At 59.1% G+C, this 19,016-nt stretch carries 16 protein-coding genes, 2 tRNA genes and 1 riboswitch; of the genes, 7 read left to right on the top strand and 11 right to left on the bottom strand.

Features of this window, described 5'->3' with window-relative positions; all coding sequences use genetic code 11:
* Nucleotides 1-33 precede the first annotated feature (33 nt).
* Nucleotides 34-729, top strand: coding sequence for a disulfide bond formation protein B (locus AC3EA7_RS17230; protein WP_488615308.1), 696 nt, complete (start codon nt 34-36; stop codon nt 727-729).
* 42 nt (nt 730-771) lie between these two features.
* Here AC3EA7_RS17230 and AC3EA7_RS17225 read toward each other — a convergent pair.
* Nucleotides 772-848: transfer RNA gene (locus AC3EA7_RS17225), tRNA-Pro, on the bottom strand.
* A gap of 21 nt (nt 849-869) precedes the next feature.
* A tRNA-Leu gene (locus tag AC3EA7_RS17220) sits at nt 870-955 on the bottom strand.
* A 168-nt stretch (nt 956-1,123) separates the two neighbouring features.
* On the opposite strand from AC3EA7_RS17220, the gene AC3EA7_RS17215 reads away from it, so the two are divergent.
* Both AC3EA7_RS17215 and AC3EA7_RS17210 read left to right on the top strand, forming a co-directional pair.
* Nucleotides 1,124-1,816 carry a hypothetical protein gene (locus AC3EA7_RS17215; RefSeq protein ID WP_488615307.1) on the top strand — a complete coding sequence of 231 codons (693 nt, stop codon included), beginning with the start codon at nt 1,124-1,126 and terminating at the stop codon, nt 1,814-1,816.
* A 187-nt stretch (nt 1,817-2,003) separates the two neighbouring features.
* Nucleotides 2,004-2,414, top strand: a complete 411-nt coding sequence (locus AC3EA7_RS17210; RefSeq protein ID WP_488615306.1) for a single-stranded DNA-binding protein — start codon at nt 2,004-2,006, stop codon at nt 2,412-2,414.
* Between the two features lie 188 nt (nt 2,415-2,602).
* Here AC3EA7_RS17210 and ptsP read toward each other — a convergent pair whose 3' ends face one another.
* The 8 genes from ptsP to AC3EA7_RS17170 form a co-directional block, all read right to left on the bottom strand.
* Nucleotides 2,603-5,104 carry a phosphoenolpyruvate--protein phosphotransferase gene (gene ptsP, locus AC3EA7_RS17205; protein WP_488615305.1) on the bottom strand — a complete coding sequence of 834 codons (2,502 nt, stop codon included), beginning with the start codon at nt 5,102-5,104 and terminating at the stop codon, nt 2,603-2,605.
* Between the two features lie 15 nt (nt 5,105-5,119).
* On the bottom strand, nt 5,120-5,683 hold the full coding sequence (locus AC3EA7_RS17200) for a class I SAM-dependent methyltransferase (RefSeq protein WP_488615304.1): 564 nt from the start codon (nt 5,681-5,683) through the stop codon (nt 5,120-5,122).
* A gap of 157 nt (nt 5,684-5,840) precedes the next feature.
* Entirely contained in the window at nt 5,841-7,337 is a 1,497-nt protein-coding gene (gene glpK, locus AC3EA7_RS17195; protein WP_488615303.1) for a glycerol kinase GlpK, read from the bottom strand.
* A gap of 39 nt (nt 7,338-7,376) precedes the next feature.
* Nucleotides 7,377-8,009 carry a dihydroxyacetone kinase subunit DhaL gene (gene dhaL / locus AC3EA7_RS17190; RefSeq protein WP_488615302.1) on the bottom strand — a complete coding sequence of 211 codons (633 nt, stop codon included), beginning with the start codon at nt 8,007-8,009 and terminating at the stop codon, nt 7,377-7,379.
* 3 nt (nt 8,010-8,012) lie between these two features.
* Nucleotides 8,013-9,014, bottom strand: coding sequence for a dihydroxyacetone kinase subunit DhaK (gene dhaK, locus AC3EA7_RS17185; RefSeq protein ID WP_488615301.1), 1,002 nt, complete (start codon nt 9,012-9,014; stop codon nt 8,013-8,015).
* Between the two features lie 136 nt (nt 9,015-9,150).
* A complete protein-coding gene (locus AC3EA7_RS17180; protein ID WP_488615300.1) occupies nt 9,151-9,873 on the bottom strand; it encodes an MIP/aquaporin family protein in 723 nt (240 codons plus the stop codon).
* Between the two features lie 456 nt (nt 9,874-10,329).
* Entirely contained in the window at nt 10,330-12,357 is a 2,028-nt protein-coding gene (dhaR, locus tag AC3EA7_RS17175) for a dihydroxyacetone kinase operon transcriptional regulator DhaR (RefSeq protein WP_488615299.1), read from the bottom strand.
* A 376-nt stretch (nt 12,358-12,733) separates the two neighbouring features.
* Nucleotides 12,734-13,120: a zinc-ribbon domain containing protein gene (locus AC3EA7_RS17170; RefSeq protein ID WP_488615298.1), complete on the bottom strand. Its 387-nt coding sequence runs from the start codon at nt 13,118-13,120 to the stop codon at nt 12,734-12,736.
* A gap of 240 nt (nt 13,121-13,360) precedes the next feature.
* Nucleotides 13,361-13,541: riboswitch (SAM riboswitch) on the top strand.
* A gap of 222 nt (nt 13,542-13,763) precedes the next feature.
* On the opposite strand from AC3EA7_RS17170, the gene AC3EA7_RS17165 reads away from it, so the two are divergent.
* From AC3EA7_RS17165 to AC3EA7_RS17150, 4 genes are all read left to right on the top strand, one after another.
* Complete coding sequence (locus tag AC3EA7_RS17165) at nt 13,764-15,050, top strand: O-acetylhomoserine aminocarboxypropyltransferase/cysteine synthase family protein (protein ID WP_488615297.1); 1,287 nt, start codon at nt 13,764-13,766, stop codon at nt 15,048-15,050.
* A gap of 101 nt (nt 15,051-15,151) precedes the next feature.
* Nucleotides 15,152-16,297, top strand: a complete 1,146-nt coding sequence (gene metX / locus AC3EA7_RS17160) for a homoserine O-acetyltransferase MetX (RefSeq protein ID WP_488615296.1) — start codon at nt 15,152-15,154, stop codon at nt 16,295-16,297.
* A 287-nt stretch (nt 16,298-16,584) separates the two neighbouring features.
* Nucleotides 16,585-17,187 (top strand): RNA polymerase sigma factor, encoded by a 603-nt coding sequence (locus tag AC3EA7_RS17155; RefSeq protein WP_488615295.1) that lies wholly within the window; start codon nt 16,585-16,587, stop codon nt 17,185-17,187.
* A gap of 16 nt (nt 17,188-17,203) precedes the next feature.
* Nucleotides 17,204-18,145 carry an anti-sigma factor gene (locus AC3EA7_RS17150; protein WP_488615294.1) on the top strand — a complete coding sequence of 314 codons (942 nt, stop codon included), beginning with the start codon at nt 17,204-17,206 and terminating at the stop codon, nt 18,143-18,145.
* 58 nt (nt 18,146-18,203) lie between these two features.
* Here the strand turns inward: AC3EA7_RS17150 and AC3EA7_RS17145 are convergent, their stop codons facing one another.
* A complete protein-coding gene (locus AC3EA7_RS17145) occupies nt 18,204-18,860 on the bottom strand; it encodes a hypothetical protein (protein ID WP_488615293.1) in 657 nt (218 codons plus the stop codon).
* Nucleotides 18,861-19,016 lie beyond the last annotated feature (156 nt).

Here is a 19,016-nt window from a genome sequence, read left to right as displayed (position 1 = left end):
ACGAGGTCCTGGACAGAGAAACGATTTCCTATAATGAGTATCACAGTATACCACAGGTATGAAGTTGTGTTAATCCGCGGCTTTGCCGGCACAGGCGGGGCAGCGGAAGACGATGAGGTTCACATGAGCGTACCCGACGCACAATCGAGCAGCGGCATTGCTGCGGCTCCTGAGGAACACATCCACATCACGGAAGATGAAGACCGTCTGAGCGCCTTCTTCGCTACATACGGCAGGCACCTGGCGCTACTCCAGGCGACGGTGGCAACTTGCGGCAGCCTGTTCATGAGCGAGGCGCTCGGCTGGCCCCCATGCGTGCTCTGCTGGTACCAGCGCATTCTGATGTATCCGCTGGTGTTCCTGATCCTGATCGGCATTCTGCGCCGCGATCGCGGGCTGCACCTGTATGTGCTGCCCCTCTCCCTCTTCGGCGCCGGTATCTCGCTCTACCATTATCTTCTGGTCAAAACCGATTGGTTGCCGCCGCCGCCGTGCATCGACGGCATCCCCTGCACCGTTGATTACCTGGACATTCTGGGGTTCATCAATGTGCCCTTCATGGCGCTGACCGCGTTCCTGATCATCAGTTTCCTGATGGGCGCGACCGCAGTCAGCCCTGACGACAGGACGGACGAAGCGCCCTCGTTGCGCGACCGACAGGCGCTGGCAGCCTATGCCATCATTGTGCTGGTCGCCGCAGCATTCATTGGCTGGGAAGCGATCATCTGAAGAAATAAAAAGATCGCCGGTCAATGACCGGCGATCTCTCTCTGGTCGGGGCGAGTGGATTTGAACCACCGACCTCAGCGACCCGAACGCTGCGCTCTACCAGGCTGAGCCACGCCCCGTTCCTCTGTGCCGCAGTGGAATGGTGCCGAAGGTGGGAGTCGAACCCACACGGAGTCATCTCCAACGGTTTTTGAGACCGTCGCGTCTGCCATTCCGCCACTTCGGCGCTGCATCGGAAAGTATAGCGCAACCTGCATCGCCTGTCAACCTAAAATCGCACTTGCAAAAATGGAACAGATGTGCTATACTGTGCATGGGCAAGAGTATATTCGGAAAGTACGAGCGACGCCCCATCCCAGCAGCGCCCATGCTGGCAGGGCAGGAGGTACGAGATATGGCATCCCCCCGCAAGACTGAACCCACCCGTTCCGAGTCGACCGTTTCGCGCACCTACCGCGCCGCCATCCGCATCGGCGAAGATTACGTCACTCTCGAAGAAACCATCGTCCTGCCGCTCGATGCGACCGACGAAGAGGTGCAGAAGGCAGTGGAACTTGGCTGGCGCATCTACCAGGCGCAGCGCGACGCCATCGAAGCGCAGACGGCCAGCATCCGCGAGGCGCAACCGGCGCCACAACCGCCGACCGTGCGCGACCCCGATGCACCCGCGAGCGAACGGCAGCGCCACTACATCGCCGCGCTCCAGGAAGACCTCTCCTGGACCAACGAGCAACTGGCAGCGTTCGCCCAGGACCATCACGTCGATCTCGTCACCATGACCAAAGGGCAGGCAAGCGCATTCATCGACAGCCTGAAAAAACTTGCCGAGGAACGCCAGGCATACCCTGGCGCCCAGCGCAATGTCACCGGCGAGGAAGGCGCAGGAGCAACGCGCATCGCCGATAGCACACCTGCCAGCGACAAGCAACTCGATGCGCTCAGGCGCCTGGCGCACCAGCATGGACTCGATCTCGACGCCGAAGTGCAGCAGCGATTCAGCATTACCCTCACCGAATTGACCAGCGGACAGGCATCGGCGCTCCTGCGCGAATGGCAGCGACCTTCCCGCCGCGCCGTTGGCGAATGACCCGTAACCTTTTCGCAACCAATGCGGTACATCTGATGTGCGGCTTACGTCATAGAGCTGCACGGGTATTCGCATCAATGCCTATCTGAGTCCTTCCCCGGCTTTCCTGCAGGCGTCCCTCAATTGACCTGCGCATCGCCTGAACAGGCATCTCGCCAGCTCAGGTAGGCGCAACAAGGAGACGAACATGCGTCAGGTCAGAGGGACAGTCAACACCATCGAACTCATCGGCTGGCTCGGCGACGAGCCCGAACAGCGCGTCTTCTCATCAGGAGCGCGCGTGTCCCGCTTCAACGTGGCCACCAAGCACTTCGGGCCACGCAGCGAGAACGGCGAGCGTGAGATCGAAACCGATTGGACGCTGGTTGAAGCGTGGGACAAACTGGGCGATCAGTGTGTGCGATCGCTGCACAAAGGCAGCCGCGTGCGGATCGTCGGGAGTCTGCGCACGCAAAGCTGGGAAGACAAGGAGACCGGCCTGCGCCGCTACAAGGCGTTCGTGCGCGCCGACGAAGTGATGTTCCTGGACAGCCGACCGGATACGAACGATCAGGACGCGCTCGAAGCCCCGGAGGAGTCTGAGGAAGTTCCATTCTAAAGCGGTTCTCATCGTCCTTGAACCGCACATGACCGCCGTGCAAGCGGCGTTGGCTTCGACACGCTCAGCCAGCGCCGCTGCACATCGGACAATGCTCAGATGCAAGCAGTCAACTTCGTTTTCTGGCTTCTAATGGGTTCTGCCCGATGTGCATCGCTGCGACGGTGCGTCAGAATGGCATGTTCACATCAACCAGCAAGCCCCTCCAGTCGCAAACGGATGAACCGGCGCACCGCATCCGCCGACTCCATCGCCAGCGCCTGGTTTGCCCATCGTTGCGCTTCTTCCAGCGCCAATCGCCGAATAAGATCCTTGATCTGCGGGATCGCACCGGGCGACATGCTCAGTTTGTTCACTCCCAGTCCGATCAGGAGCGGCACAGCCTCACGATCGGCAGACAGTTCACCGCAGACGCTTACCCATTTCCCGGCGCGTTGCGCGCTTTGAACCACGTGCTGGATTTGTACCAGCACTGCTGGATGCAGACCATCCTGCAAATGGGCGACAGCTGCATTGCCCCGCTCCGCTGCCATTGTATACTGCACCAGATCGTTCGACCCGATGCTGAAAAAGTCGACCTCTGGCGCAAAGACGTGCGCCAGCAACGCAGCCGAGGGCACTTCGACCATCATCCCGACCTCAATGGAGTCGGCCACCGGCGTGGATTGAGCGCGCAACCCGGCAGCCACCGACTCCAGAATGGCGCGTGCACGGCGCAACTCGCCAATGTCTGCGATCATCGGAAACATCACCTTGAGGTGATATCCGGCGCTCGCACGCAAGATGGCGCGCAGTTGAGTTGTGAAGAGATCCGGTTGGTTCAGGCACAACCGTATGGCGCGCTGCCCCAAAAACGGGTTTTCTTCACGCTCCAGCGAAATGTACGCGAGCGGTTTGTCACCTCCCACATCGAGGGTGCGCACAACGACCGCGCGCCCTTCCATCGCACGCGCAATCGCGACATACACTTCGTACTGCTCGTTTTCATCGGGCGCCGCCGTGCGATCAAGAAAGAGAAACTCGGTGCGGAGCAGTCCCACGCCGTCTGCACCGTGCTCGACGGCAACGCGTGCATCTGCCAGGCTGCCGATATTGGCGGCAACCTCGATGTGTGCGCCATCCTTCGTGATGGCAGGCGTCGCGCTCGATTGCCGCGCCTGTTCCTGCTCAGCCCGCCATCGCGCCTGCCGATCAGCATAGTCAGTCACGACTCGTTCATCAGGAGCGATCCATACCAGACCATCATAGCCATCAATCACAAGCGGCGTGCCAGGAGCGACGCGTGTAATGGCAGCGCCTATCCCTACGACAGCAGGAATGCCAAGGGTGCGCGCCAGAATGGCGCTGTGCGATGTCGGACTGCCCCGCTCCGTGCAGATACCGGAGACCATTGACCGATCAAGGTATGCTGTATCGGATGGCGAGAGATCGGATGCAATCACGATACCAGACTGATCCAGGCTGAGCGACCGGGTCTGCCCGGTCAACCGGCTCAACACCTGGACGCCTATGTCGCGGATGTCAACCGCTCGCGCCCGCATGTATTCATCTTCGATGGCCTCGAACGCTCTGGCGGATTCATTTACTGTCTCGCGCCAGGCCCACTCGGCATTGACGTGTTCATGCTCGATGATCTGCTGCACGCGCGCCAGAACCTCGGGATCATCGAGAAACATCAGATACGCATCGAAGATTGCCGCCTCGTAGGGGTGCTGGCGGGCAATCTGATCGCGCAACAACCGCGTTGATTCGCGCACAGCATCCAGAACCGCCCGCAGGCGCATCATCTCTGCATCTGAATCCGTGATCGCCCGGCGTTCGATCTGAGGCTCCACCTGACGCAACACAACGGCTGGACCGATGGCATACCCGGGGGAAGCGGCAGCGCCGTGCAGTGCGCCTGCAGGCGCTTCTGCCACTGGCGGCGGCGGCGCCTCTGGCAGTTCGTCGGCTTCGCCAAACTTATCCGCAGCGAGTTGCCGCAACGCCGCCAGCGCCTCGGCGGCGTCCGATCCGCGTGCAGAGACAGTGATTACCTCGTGCTGGCGGATGCCGAGCGATGCCACGGCGTTGAAACTCTTGGCATTGACCTGGCGGGTCTCCTGACCGGCGCGCGCAACACGCACATCAGCAAGAAAGCGCCCCGCCGTCTGCACGAATAATGCTGCCGGACGGGCATGCAACCCCAGACGATTCAGAACGGTCAGCCGTGTTTCCAACACATCGGCTGCTGCACCTTCCGGCTGCACCGGCGCCGTTGCAACGATCGTCTCGACGTGATCGCTCAAACTCTCGCTTTTTCCCGCCAGCGACTCCAGCGCCTCGGCAGTCACGCGATCTAGCGAGGCGCCCAGACTCGCCTGAACCACGGCGGCAATCGTCCCCTCGACAATCGGCGCAGCGCATAATTTCACGTTTGCGCGCTTGTCTTCAGGAAGAAAATCAACCGCTATTTCCGCACTCAATACCGCGCTGCCCAGATCCATCAGCACCAAAACGCCATCATCGCTGTACACCTCTTCGATGGCCTGACGGATCTTTGACGCATCGGTTCCGAGCGGATGTTCCGGGTCATCGGCGCCAGCCGCCACTGCAATCGGCACCCGCGCCTGTTGCATAACCATGCGCGCCATTTCGACGATGCCAGCCGCCAGCAACGAACTGTGCGAAACGAGTACGATGCTTACCATACGTGTTCTCAAACCTTACACCGTACAATGCGGACATCCAGCCACATCTGCAACATCGATCAGGGTTTCTGGCGTTATCTGATCGACATCAGGCGCGTTGAAACCGACCATGCCGCAGTGACAGGCGTACCATCCTGTTCGATGCGGATCATACAGCCGCTGGCATCGCAGATCGATGATCTCCACACCCATTTTCCAGCGCGCATTGGTGACCAGACGCCAACATCCCACACCCTTGAGCCGCTGCATGTAGGCTGCAAAATGATCGGGCGTACAATGACGCATCAGGAGCACCGCCAGCGTCACATCAGACGGCAGGGGCCACGTGAGTGCATCGGCGCACACGACAACCAGATTATCGCAAGCCGTCCGCCACCGTTGCGACCGTTGCAGCACGGCTGGATTACGTTCCACTGCGTACACCCGCTGTACCAGCGGCGCCATGCGCAACGCCAGCCGCAGATCGCCGGCGCCGATATCGATGACGACATCATCCCGGTGAGCCGCCTCCAGGACAAAACGGTACGTCTCCTCATCGTATGGCGACCACCGGCTTTCCCAATCGATCGGGTCTGCCATGGCGGATTCTCTGGCAGCAGCGCATAACACCAGAGTAAGGCGCTGAAGAATGGCAAAAAAAGCATCCCACGATCCGTATAGGTCAACTTCGATCGGTCCTTGCCGGATCAGAAGTCACCGTCGACGAATCGGGCATGCGTGCATCAGTGCCAGAAGGTTATTCGACCCAATCAAACGTCCGGGTGACGGCCTTCTTCCAGCCTTTGTAGAGACGTTCACGCTTTTCCGCATCCATCTGCGGCAGCCACTCATGGTCCTTGCCCCAATTGGCGCGCAGATCATCGACCTCTTTCCAGAATCCGACCGCCAGACCGGCGGCATAAGCGGCGCCCAGCGCCGTCGTTTCGGAAACGGTCGGGCGGATGACAGGCACACCCAGAATATCCGCCTGGAACTGCATGAGGGTGTTGTTGAACACCATGCCGCCATCAACCTTGAGCGCCGTCAGGTCAACGCCCGAGTCTTTATTCATAGCATCGAGCACTTCGCGCGTCTGATAGGCGGTCGCTTCGAGCACGGCGCGGCAAATATGGTTCTTGTTGATGTAGCGGGTCAGACCAACGATGGCGCCGCGCGCGTCGCTTCTCCAGTACGGTGCAAACAGACCAGAGAAGGCCGGCACGATATAGATGCCGCCGCTATCCTCGACTGCTTTTGCATGTTCTTCGATATGCGAAGAGAAATCGAAGAAGCGGAGATTGTCGCGCAGCCACTGCACCAGCGCACCGGTTATGGCAATCGACCCTTCCAGGCAGTAGACTGCCGGCTGATTGCCGATCTTGTACCCAAGAGTCGTCAACAGGCCATTCTGCGACTGGACCGGCTTCGTGCCGGTATTGAGCAGCATGAAGCAGCCGGTGCCGTAGGTATTCTTCGCCTCGCCGACGCTGTAGCATGTTTGCCCGAAGAGCGCCGCCTGCTGATCGCCGAGATCGCCCGACACAGGAACCCCTTGCAGCTCCCCGACCGCCGTGCCGTACACGGCTGACGAAGGTACAATTTTCGGCAGCATGGCGCGCGGAATGCCCATTAACCGCAGAATATCGCTGTCCCAATCGAGCGTTTCCAGGTTCATGAGCATGGTGCGCGAAGCGTTCGACACATCGGTGATATGAATACCGCCGTTCATCCCGCCGGTCATATTCCAGATAACCCAGGTATCGATATTGCCGAACAGCACCTCGCCCTGTTCCGCCCGTTCACGCACACCCGGAACGTTCTCCAGGATCCACATAATCTTGGGACCGGAGAAATACGTTGCCAGCGGCAGGCCAACTTTGGCACGAAATCGATCCTGCCCGCCATCCTGCGCCAGTTCGTTGCAGATCTGGTCGGTGCGTGTATCCTGCCAGACAATCGCGTTGTAGACGGGCCTGCCAGTCGCCTTTTCCCAGACAACCGTCGTTTCCCGTTGATTGGTGACACCCACCGCGGCGATATCGCTGCGATCAATGCCCGACTTACGCAGCGCCCCCTCGACGACTTCCCGGCTGCGCGCCCAGATTTCCAACGCATCGTGTTCGACCCAACCCGGTTTGGGATAGATCTGTGTATGTTCCTTCTGATCGGCGGCCACTACCTGACCGGCATGATTGAAGATCATGCAGCGCGTACTTGTGGTGCCCTGATCAACTGCCGCGACATACTTTGCCATAGTAGCGACTCCTTCGTAGCATAGCGACCATGCGGAAGACTACTTCGTCCACGCGTCCACCATTGCCTTAAACATCAGGTACGACGACGTAGCGCCCGGATCCTGGTGACCGGCGCTACGCTCTCCCAGGTATGACGCACGCCCCTTTTTGGCGACCAGCGGAATGGTGTTCTTCATGCCCTGTTCGGCGGCGAAGGCGCTCTGACGCAACGCTTCACTCTCGTCGATCCCGTCGGCGATTGCCTGCTTGAGCGCGTGCAACGCCGGCACGAGCGCATCGACCATGGTTTTATCGCCGATATTCGCCTTCCCGCGCGCCATCAAGCCGTTGACAGCCTCCTCAACCGCCGATGCCCAATCGGCGAGCGAGAGCTCCATTCTGTTGGCTGTGGCAACGCCCGCCTGCAAGAAGAACGTTCCGTAGAGCGGACCGCTTGCACCGCCGACGGTCTGCACCAGCGTCATGCCAACCGATTTCAGGACCATGCCGATATCCTTGTCGGCGACCGTCGGCAGCTTCCCCAGCACCGCTTTGAACCCGCGGTCCATGTTGACACCGTGGTCAGCATCGCCGATGCTGGAGTCGAGTTGCGTCAGATAGTCCCTGTTGTCCTCCAGAAGCTTGCCATACACCGAGAGCCAGGCAATCACGTCGTCGCGACTGATAGGCATAGATCACATCCCCCATCGCAGAGCAGGCGTTTTGACCGGCGCATCCCAGAGCCGGATCAGATCATCGTCCATTTTCAGCAGCGTGATAGAGCATCCCGCCATTTCCAGCGATGTAATATACGGGCCAACCAGGTTGCGCACCACTCTGAGACCAGCCTTCGTAGCGATCTCATACGCCTTGCGATAGACGATGTAGAGCTCGATCAGCGGTGTGCCGCCCATGCTGTTGACAAACAGCAACACATGGTCACCCGCCTGAAACGGCAGATCGTTCAGGATCGGCTCCATCAGCATTTCGGTGATCTCATCAGCCGATTTCAGTTTCATCCGGGTGCGTCCCGGCTCACCATGAATACCGATGCCAATCTCCATCTCATCGTCTGGCAGGTCGAAGGTGGGCTTGCCTGCGTGCGGCACGGTGCAACTGGTCAGCGCCATACCCATACTGCGCCCCCACCCATTCACCTTCCGGCACACATCAGCCACATCCTTGAGTGAGCGCCCCTCCTCGGCGGCAGCGCCGCAGATCTTCTCCGCCAGCACCGTCACGCCCACACCACGCCGACCAGCAGTATACAACGAATCCTGCACCGCCACATCGTCGTTCGTCACGACGGACTCAACCTCGATCCCCTCGGCGCGCGACAGATCGGCGGCCATATCGAAGTTGAGGATGTCGCCGGTGTAGTTCTTGACGATATGGAGCACTCCCGCGCCGCCATGGACCATCTTCGTCGCTTCCAGCATCTGGTCGGGCGTCGGGCTGGTAAACACCGCTCCCGGACAGGCCGCATCGAGCATCCCAATGCCGACGAACCCGCCGTGCATCGGTTCGTGACCGGAGCCCCCGCCGGAGACAACCGCCACCTTGCCCTGTATCGGCGCGTCGGCGCGGTAGATGAAGTTTGGTTCGTAGTGCACCTTCACCAGATCGGGGTGTGCATGCTCGATGCCTTTCAGCGCCTCAACGACGACATCCTCGGGCTTGTTGATCAGCTTCTTCATATGCTCACTCTCCTCTAACATTGTCCGAAGCCTTGAGCGGAACGGATGTGCAGGAACTGCTGGTCAGGAGCGCCATTGCGCGTGATGCTGCCAGGCTCCTGCACATCTGCGGGCTGAGTCAACGGCGCAGAACTCCTTAGAACGCACCCAGAGCCACATACAACCCGGCTGCAATCGAGCCGCCAATGACCGGACCGACAACCGGGATCCAGGAATAGCCCCAATCGCTGTCGCCCTTTCCAGGAATGGGCAAGATCGCGTGCGCAATACGCGGGCCAAGATCACGTGCAGGGTTGATGGCATACCCGGTCGTGCCGCCTAGCGACAGACCGATCACCCAGACCAGAAACGCCACTGGGATAATGCCAAGTGCGCCGAAACTGCCATTCTGCATCGATGGGCCATCGATCGCAAGGATGCCGAAGACCAGCACGAACGTTCCGATAATCTCGCTCACCAGGTTCCACGCCGTGTTGCGGATCGCCGGTCCGGTGCTGAAGACTGCCAGTTTCAGCCCAGGGTCCTGCGTTGCAGACCAGTGCGGATAGTAGTGCAGGAACACGAGCACAGCGCCGATGAATGCTCCAAGGAACTGCCCGGCGATGTAGATCGGCGCACTGGCGGCATCGAACTTGCCTGCGACAACCAGTCCGATGGTCACTGCTGGATTCAGATGCGCTCCACTAACCGCTGCAACCGAGTAGGCGCCGACGAACACCGCCAGGGCCCACGCTGTGGTGATCACGATCCATCCGCTGCTATTACCCTTCGTCTTGCTCAATACCACGTTCGCAACCACGCCATCGCCCAACAGGACGAGGAGCATCGTCCCGATCACTTCGCCAAGGAACGGTGACATACCGTGGTCCTCCGTATGCGTAACAGGCGAATCACATATCTCTCCTGCCGCCTGAACTGATGACCCCATGAGCATGGACGCTTGGCGTTCAGGCGAACAAAAGGAAACCCGGGCGCCGAGCACGAGCGTTACACAGGCAGCACCCACAACTGGAGCGCATTATCCGGAATCAGCGACTTCCAGGTCGGACACACCACCTGCGTTGCCCTCACAAACGCCTCACGCCAATAGAACGCATCCGGGAACGCTGGCCAGCCATTCGTATTTCTGACGACGGATGCGATCTATTGCAACGTGAACCGTTTGTCGACGCGGACAGGGATATTGACGTTGCGAATATGCCAGACGCTCACATTCTATGGGTGACTGCAGACGCTGTCAATACCATCTCAACAATTCGTTTCATGGTGGAACTTCCAGAGGCAGGTATTGTTCCATAATGAAACAATCTGATAGTTATCGTGAGCGGCGGGAGGAGCGTTTCGTGGGGGAAGGCGCCTTAAAATCATCGAGAGAAATATTAGCGGACTTCAGTTTGCGCCACAGGGTGGTGCGACCAATGCCCAGCACGCGGGCCATTCTGCTCGCATTTCCCTGGCAGACGCGGGCGGCGCGGACAATCGCATCGTATTCCGCTTCGTGCAGCGCCGGAACATCCTGGTCAGGCGCCGCGTCCGGCTCAGAGGGGCGTCCGCGAATGGCATCGGGGAGATGCCAGACGTCGATCATCCCGGTGTCCGACAGACTCGCTGCTCGTTCGAGGACATTTTCCAGCTCACGCACATTCCCGGGCCAGGGATAGCAGCGCATGAGTTGCTGCGCGTCATACGAGATGCTGATGGCTCTGCCGGTCTGACGGTGCATCCGTTCCAGTACATCACGAATGAGCAGTGGAAGATCAGCCGTACGTTCACGCAACGGCGCCAACCGGATGGTCATGCGGCTGAGGGCGTAGTACAGATCGGCGCGAAAATCGCCATGCAGCACCAGTCGCTCCAGGTTCAGGGACGTTGTGACAATCAGCCGCACATCGACGCAGGTCACACGATGCCCACCCAGGCGCATCACCTCACCGGTCTCAATGACGCGCAGCAGCGCTGTCTGCATGTCGAGCGGCAGCGCCTCGACCTCTTCCAGATGCAGCGTGCCGCCATGGGCCAGTTCGAACTTCCCCGGGCGCCCCTGAAGACCATTGCCATGAAATGCACCGATGTCGTACCCCAGGAACTCACCCACGATCAGGTCGCGTGGCAGGACCCGGCAATTGACGGTCACAAAGGGACCTTCAGCGCGGACGCTCTCATTGTGAATCACCCGCGCCAGCACTCCTTTGCCCGTGCCGCTCTCACCGACGATCAGAACCGGCGCGCTGCTACGGACTGCCGCCTGCGCTTGCCGGCGCACCTGATTGATCGCATGCGACGAGCCGATAATGCTGGCGAGGGTGAAATTGGAGCGCGCTCCGACCATGCGCTGCACCATCCGATGCACCTGCTCAAGGCGTCGCAGCGCCAGGATAAACCCCTCGACATTATTCATGCGGTCGAGCTGCCATTGGATCGGGATCAGACTGATCAGACACCCGACCTGCAACCCCTGAACCTGAAAACTGACCTCAGCATCGGTCAGCGTCGCACACTGATGCATTGCCTCTCTCACCACCGGCGGCAACTCCACCGAGGCGTCCAGTGCACGACCGACCGCCGTCTCACGCTTGACCTCCAGGATCTGCGCTGCACACGAGTTCATATGCACGACCAACCCTGCCTGATCGCACACGATCAACCCATCTGCCATCGCTTCCACAATAGCGCTCAACTGCGTGCGCTGCGTGTTCAACTCATTGAAGAGTTTTTCGGCATGCAGTTGATGTTCGATGGCCCGGGCTGCGGCATGGACAATCGCCAGCGTTGAGGGATTGCTGGCAGAGGTCAGACTCGCCATCCCCAGGATGCCGATAGGTCGCCCTTCCCAGTGGTAGATAGGCGCTGCCGAGGCGCTCAAGCCGTGGAAACGCCGAAAGAAATGCTCAGCGCCGACAACGTGGATAGGACACCGTTCATACAACGCAAGCCCAAACGCATTTGTGCCGGCGTATCCCTCGTTCCAGTAAGCGCCGGGACGCAACCCCAACGCCTCTGCCTGGCGCTGCGCGGCGACATCGCCCAGGACATCCAGCACACAGGCTGATGCATCGAGCAACACAACGACATAGCCAGCGCCTTCAACGAACTGGTAGATGTCTTCCATGAAGGGGCGCGCCAGCGCAATGAGATCTGCGAGTTTGGAACGACGATCTGCAAGTTCCGTCCCGGATATGCAGGGAAGGTCCCGGACAGCGTCCGGGTTGCAGCGCAGGATGCACCGCTGCCAGGACATCGCTACAATCGGGTCGAGTGCGGAGTTGAGCTCGCCTGTGGCGACAAACTGCTGCCAGATTGCAGAGAGCAGGTCACTATCGACAGGACCGGAGGTTAGCTGCATGGCTCACATCGCTCATAGGTGATCGACTTTGATCATGATCAACGGATGGACGCTGCGATGAAACGATACTGCTCATCTTACAGGAGTTACGCAGTCGCCTTACCGACGAGCCGCGTGACGGCTCTTTTTGCCTTCGGCAGAGCGGTACTTGCCTTCTTTTGCGGTGCGTTGCGGCGGCAAAGCCGCCGCACCACACCGCCTTAACTGGGAGCGCCACGCTGCCACAGGCTCTGGCGAAGCCAGAAAATGCACCACCGTGTAAGTCCTGTCACTGACAGGAGAGATGTGCGCGCTCCCGGGAGAAGCCTAAACAGGTGCGGAGCGAAAAACAAAGGTGACGGTCATATCACAACCGTCACCCTTATGAGACGAAGATTTACCAGCGCCCGCGGCCACTGCTGCTACGACGCTGCTCCTGGAAGCAATCCGAACAGTAGACCGGCTTATCGCCGCGCGGAACGAACGGCACCTGCGCCTCACGGCCACAGGCAGCGCAGGTTGTGGTATGCATCTGGCGTTCGCCGCCATAACCGCCACGCCCGTTGCCATAACTGTCGTGTCGGTCATACTCATTGCGTTCGCTGTAGCCGCGTCCGCCATAGCTGCGCCCGCCGCCCGACGCTTTGCGCTGCTGCCGACACGATGGACAGCGCGTTGGTTCGTTGGCGAATCCCTTCTGGGCGTAAAACTCCTGCTCACCGGAAGTGAACACAAAATCCACGCCACAATCCCGACAGGTGAGTGTCTTGTCTGTAAAGCTCATCGCTTGCCTGCTCCTTGTGTGATGATAACCGTATGATACCGAGTCCTTGGGGTTTGGGGGGAATGAGCCTGGAGACACCGCGCCTGCAGGAGTCAGGAGGTGCAGAAGCAGCCCGCAAAAACCAAACCTTGAAAAGACATGACCAAGTATAGCATACGTCGAGGATTTGCGCCAGACGTATCCCACTTGACAATCCCGCCAGAGTCGTATACTATCTCGATAACAAGTCAATAAGCGCAACTCTTATCCAGAGAGGCGGAGGGACCGGCCCGATGAAGCCTCGGCAACCACCGGTCAGGGATAAGAAGTGCAGGCGCCAACAGGCATCAATTATGATGCCGCTCTCCTGGCGAGTGATCTGACACTTCTTTTTTCGGCTGGAAGGTGCCAATTCCGGCAGAGTGTATCTGGAAGATGAGAGGCGTGCGCTGCGGGAGTTGATGCCCACACGACGGTATCCCCCAAAGCTCACAGAGAAGCCCTCATCGTACAGATGAGGGCAAATTTGTCGCCCTCACGCTGCACGAGAGATTGTTCGCGCGAACGGCAGTCATAGCACTGTAGATACAGTGCGCTGCCCTGGCTTTGCTGTTGCCAGGAAATGCTATCGCACACTCAATGTAACGAAGGAGACGGGATACCCATGAGCAACGACATCCGCTTCACCGGCTTCGAGACGCTGGCGCTTCACGCAGGCCAGCAACCCGACCCTGCCACCGGCGCGCGCGCCGTGCCAATCTATCAGACGACCTCGTATCAGTTCAAGGACACCGATCACGCCGCACGATTGTTCGGGTTGCAGGAATTCGGGAATATCTATACCCGCATTATGAACCCGACGACTGACGTGCTCGAGCAGCGCATCGCGGCGCTCGAAGGCGGCGTTGGCGCGCTGGCGCTTGCATCAGGGCAGGCGGCGGAGACGCTGGGTATTTTGAATGTGGCAGGCGCCGGCGACAACATCGTGTCGTCGAGCGATCTGTATGGCGGCACCTATAATCTCTTTCGCCATACGCTGACTAAACTCGGCATCACAACGCGCTTCGTCGATGCACGCGATCACGAGGGCTTCCGCAAGGCAATCGACGACCGCACGAAACTGGTCTTTCTCGAACTGGTCGGCAACCCGCGCCTGGATATCGTCGATCTTCAAACCATTGCCGCTATTGCGCACGAACGCGGTGTGGCGGTGATGGTCGACTCGACGACAGCGACTCCCTACCTGTGCCGTCCATTCGAGTGGGGCGCCGACATCATCATCCATTCCGGCACGAAGTACCTTGGCGGGCACGGTACCAGCATCGCCGGGCTGCTGGTCGATAGCGGCCGATTCGACTGGACGAACGGGCGCTACCCGGAGTTCACCACGCCTGATCCGTCCTACCACGGGCTGGTCTACACCCAGGCGTTCGGCAACCTGGCGTACATTCTGAAGGTGCGTGTGCAACTCCTGCGCGACATCGGCGCATGCCTCAGCCCATTCAACTCCTTCCTACTGCTCCAGGGCATCGAGACGTTGGGTCTGCGAATGGAGCGCCATAGCCAGAATGCACTGGCAGTGGCACAGTTCCTCAAGGAGCACAGCAAGGTGGATTGGGTGCTGTATCCCGGTTTGCCCGATCACCCCAGTTATGCGCTGGCGCAGAAGTATATGCCGAAAGGACAGAGCGGCATTCTCGGTTTCGGAATCAAAGGCGGGCGCGCAGCCGGGGCGAAGTTCATCAATAGCCTGCGTCTCTTCTCGCACCTGGCAAACATTGGCGATGCCAAAAGCCTCGCCATCCATCCCGCCAGCACAACCCACAGCCAGTTGACGCCGGATGAACAGCGACTCACCGGCGTCACCGACGATTTTGTGCGCCTGTCGGTAGGGATTGAAACGATCGACGACATCATCGCCGATCTGGATCAGGCGCTGGCGCAGGTATAAGAGAAGCAGCAGCGCCGTTGCAATGCAACGGCGCCACCAGAGGGATGGAAGCGTCGAATATCGAACGTGGAAATGTGTGTATCGAACCAGGAAGGCATCCTATGATTGCATGTGCGACAGAGCGTGCACCGCTTGGCGTTGGTCTCGTTCAGACGCGCTACGCCACCTGGCTTGAGCCGCTGCCGCTCGAGAGCGGCGCGCACCTCGCGCCGCTGACGCTGGCATTCGAGACCTATGGCGAACTCAGCCCGGCGCGCGATAATGCTATTCTCATCCTGCACGCGCTCTCCGGCGATGCGCATGTTGCCGGGCGTCACAGTTCGACTGACCCCAAACCGGGATGGTGGGATGCAATGGTTGGTCCCGGGCGTCCCTTCGATACTGACCGCTATTTCATCATCTGCTCGAATGTCATCGGCGGATGCAAGGGAAGCACCGGACCTTCCAGCATCGACCCGACGACCGGCAAACCGTATGGCTTGCGCTTCCCGGTCATTACTATCGGCGATATGGTGCGTGCCCAGACACGCCTGATTGACCACCTGGGGATCGATCAATTGCTCGCGGTTGTCGGCGGTTCGATGGGCGGCTTCCAGGCGCTCGAATGGGCGACAGCATATCCAGAACGGGTGCACGGCGCCATTCTGCTGGCAACAGCCGCGCGCTCATCGGCACAAACGGTCGCGTGGAACGCCATCGGGCGGCGCGCCATTATGACCGATCCACGCTGGCGCAACGGCGACTACTACGGTCACGAGCCGCCGGTCGATGGTCTGGCGACGGCACGGATGATCGGACACATCACCTATCTGAGCGAACCTTCCCTGGAGCGCAAGTTCGGACGCGCCTTTCAGCGCGGCGGACCGTCGTACACTATGGCACAGGAATTTGTCATCGAAAGTTATCTCGAACATCAGGGCGCCAGTTTCAATGCACGCTTCGACGCCAATTCGTATCTCTACATCACTAAAGCCATGGACTACTGGGATCTGCCGGCGCGCTATGGTTCGCTGGAGGCGGCATTCGCCCGTACCTGGTCACGCTTCCTGGTGTTGTCGTACAGCAGCGACTGGCTCTACCCAACGGCGGAGTCACGCGCCATCGCCGACGCGCTCCGCCGCGTCCAGAAACCGGTTGAACATGTCGAAATCGACTCACTCGCCGGTCACGACGCATTTCTTGTCGATATTGATCAACAATCGCCGATTATCACCGCATTCCTGGATGAACTGACCAGCACACGATGATGGGCAAACGACGCAGCAACGCGCTCCGAATGCTGTGCCGGGTCTGGACAACCACTGGTCGCCTGCACGCTCCTTTCGCCTCGGAGTCAGACGTATGAGCATCACGCGCGTCAGACCCCGACAGCGCGCGAGCGCCCTGACAGAACCGACGCAACCCTGCCATAACAGCGACATGGCAGGGTTGTGCTTTTGCTATAATAGGGCGGACATCCGGTTGTAAAGATTAACCGTATGATTATGCAAGAAACAGTGCAACACTGCGGGGCAGTGCGATGAGTCAGGTCAGGATGCCAGCCGCTGACTCGTCTGCGCTGAATGACGAGGTGTTGATCACACGTGTTGCGCATCGCGATAGCAGCGCACTCGAGCACCTGTATGATCGATATGCGCGCATCGTGTATGCCACGGCGCTCCGCATGCTCGGCAATACCGAACTGGCTGAGGACATCGTCCAGGAAACATTCTGGCGCGTCTGGCGGCGAAGTACATCGTTCACGGTCGGGCGCGGACAGGTCGCCGGGTGGATCTTTGGCATTGCCCATAACCTGTGCATCGATGAATTGCGTCGCCAGCGCGCACGCCCGGCAACCGTTCAGAGCGAGCACAAAGAGCAGGCAATGCTTGAACAGCCAGATTTGCAGGGTGATGTTGCAGACGCGGCTATCGAGCGTGAGCGCCGACGCATCATTCTTGAGGCGCTGGCGCAGATCCCGTCCGAGCAGCGCGAAGTGCTGGAACTGGCGTATTTTGGCGGACTCTCGCAAAGCGAAATCGCTCAGCGCCTGAATAGCCCCATTGGCACCGTCAAAACGCGCACCAGGCTTGCTCTGCAAAAAATGCGTGACTTGTTGCACAACCAGAAGATTGGGGCCGACGATCTGCACGATTGAATGAACGAGCGCCTTAATGACATTGCCGAACTGCGACGAGATTATAGAACTCATCCCTGCTTTTGTTCTGGGCGTGCTTGATGCCGACGAAGCCGCGCGTGTGGCAGCCCACGTCGCTGCATGCCCTCGCTGCCGCGCAGAAGCAGAATCGTTCCGCGATGTTATGGGGCTGTTGCCCTATGCAGCAGGATCGCTCGATCCGCCGCCGCACGTTAAACGCCAGTTGTTTGCACGCATCGCTGCCGTAAGCGAGAACTCTTCCACACACGCCGTTGCGCAACCGCAGCGACCGGCCGCGCGAACATCCCTGCCAGGACGCTGGTTTGCACCAATGCTGGCGATCATGCTGGCGCTGATCGTGGGATTGGGGGCGGTGACATTCGAGGCGCGTGGACGCGCCGATGCCATGGCAGCGGAACTTGCGACGAACCGCCAGATCATGCGTTCGATGGAGGCGCAGATCGCCGAGGTGCGGCAGACGGCACAAACTGCCCAGATGCAACTGGCTGCCAGCCAGCGCGAACTCAACGAAACGCGCATTCAACTCGCCGCCAGTCAGCGCGAGTTGCAGGAAATCCAGGCGTCGAGCAGCACCGACGAGCAACTGGTGTCATTCATCGCTGCGCCACAGACGGTTTCGCAATTGCTCGGAACAACCGAGCGGGCGCCTGAAGAGGCGAGTGCGCGCATGTTCATGCAACCGGGACACAACCGACTTGTGTTATTGATCTACGGGTTGAAATCCGCTGAGTCTGGCAAGGTCTACCGCCTCTGGCTGGCAAAAGAGGATCAGGCGATCGCAATCGGCACGGTGACGGTTGGACCTGACGGAGTTGCTGAATTTGTCGTTGACGCCCCTGAACCGATGGACGCCTACAATCAGGTGATGATTACACTGGACGAGGTCGATACTGCTGCGCAACCAAGCGAAGAAGTGATCTTCGAGGCGAATCTGTAAAACTTTCCTCTTCTTTCACGTCTTGTGTTGTGCCACAAACGCTCCGCCTCATCGCAAATTACACCTTCCCACCTTGAAGGCGAGCGATTCGCCGCTCAAGGTCAGCAATCACATCCTGGATTGCAGTTCTGTCCTGTGAACTCACAAAGGGGGTCAGTTCGTCGAGTATCTCCTGCATATTGGGCGTGTAATAAAACATCAACGTGGCGATATCGTTCTCGTATAACCCAACACGAACAAAATCTCCCTGGCGGTAGATCGAAGGTAATGCGTAGAGCTTGAGCAGTATCAGTCCACGAACTGTGGCCGAAGGAACAGATTGCTCAAAGAAATCTTGCGTGATCACGTGATGTTTCTTGACGTGGGAAAACAACCGGTTCTTCGTTAAGAGGAAATCAACCTGGAGACCTTTGTAATTTCCGCGGGCAAAATAGACATCCTTGTGAGTAACGACAATCTCAGGAAGTTTCTTCAGTGAACGAACACTCAGGATCAGGTCAATATCCTCAGTATTTCGCCCCTGAACATACTTCAAGAGCGCAATGCCGCCAACTAGAGCGTAATTGACCCGGCGCTCCCGCAGTACCTTAAATAATTCGGCTACTGCATCGAGTAAATGATCCACTTTGAACTCTGTTCCCTGCCAGCGCTGCGTATTGAATGCAACAGCATAACGAATAACTCTGCCAATGTGGACAACTGGAGCGTCTGTCATTCTATCGCATTGCGACATATATTCATTGAAACATGGTGATGACTCCTCCTTGATTCTAGCGCGTGCCGGCTTGGAGAGCAAGCCACGATTGCTCGCCTTCGGGCGCGGAAGTCGAGGGTTATGCGTCCTATACGTAGAATTAATTCCGCACTACGT

The organism is Roseiflexus sp. (genome assembly GCF_057785375.1).
The sequence above is the reverse complement of the archived record's forward strand: the minus strand, read 5'-3'. Positions and strand labels throughout refer to the sequence as shown.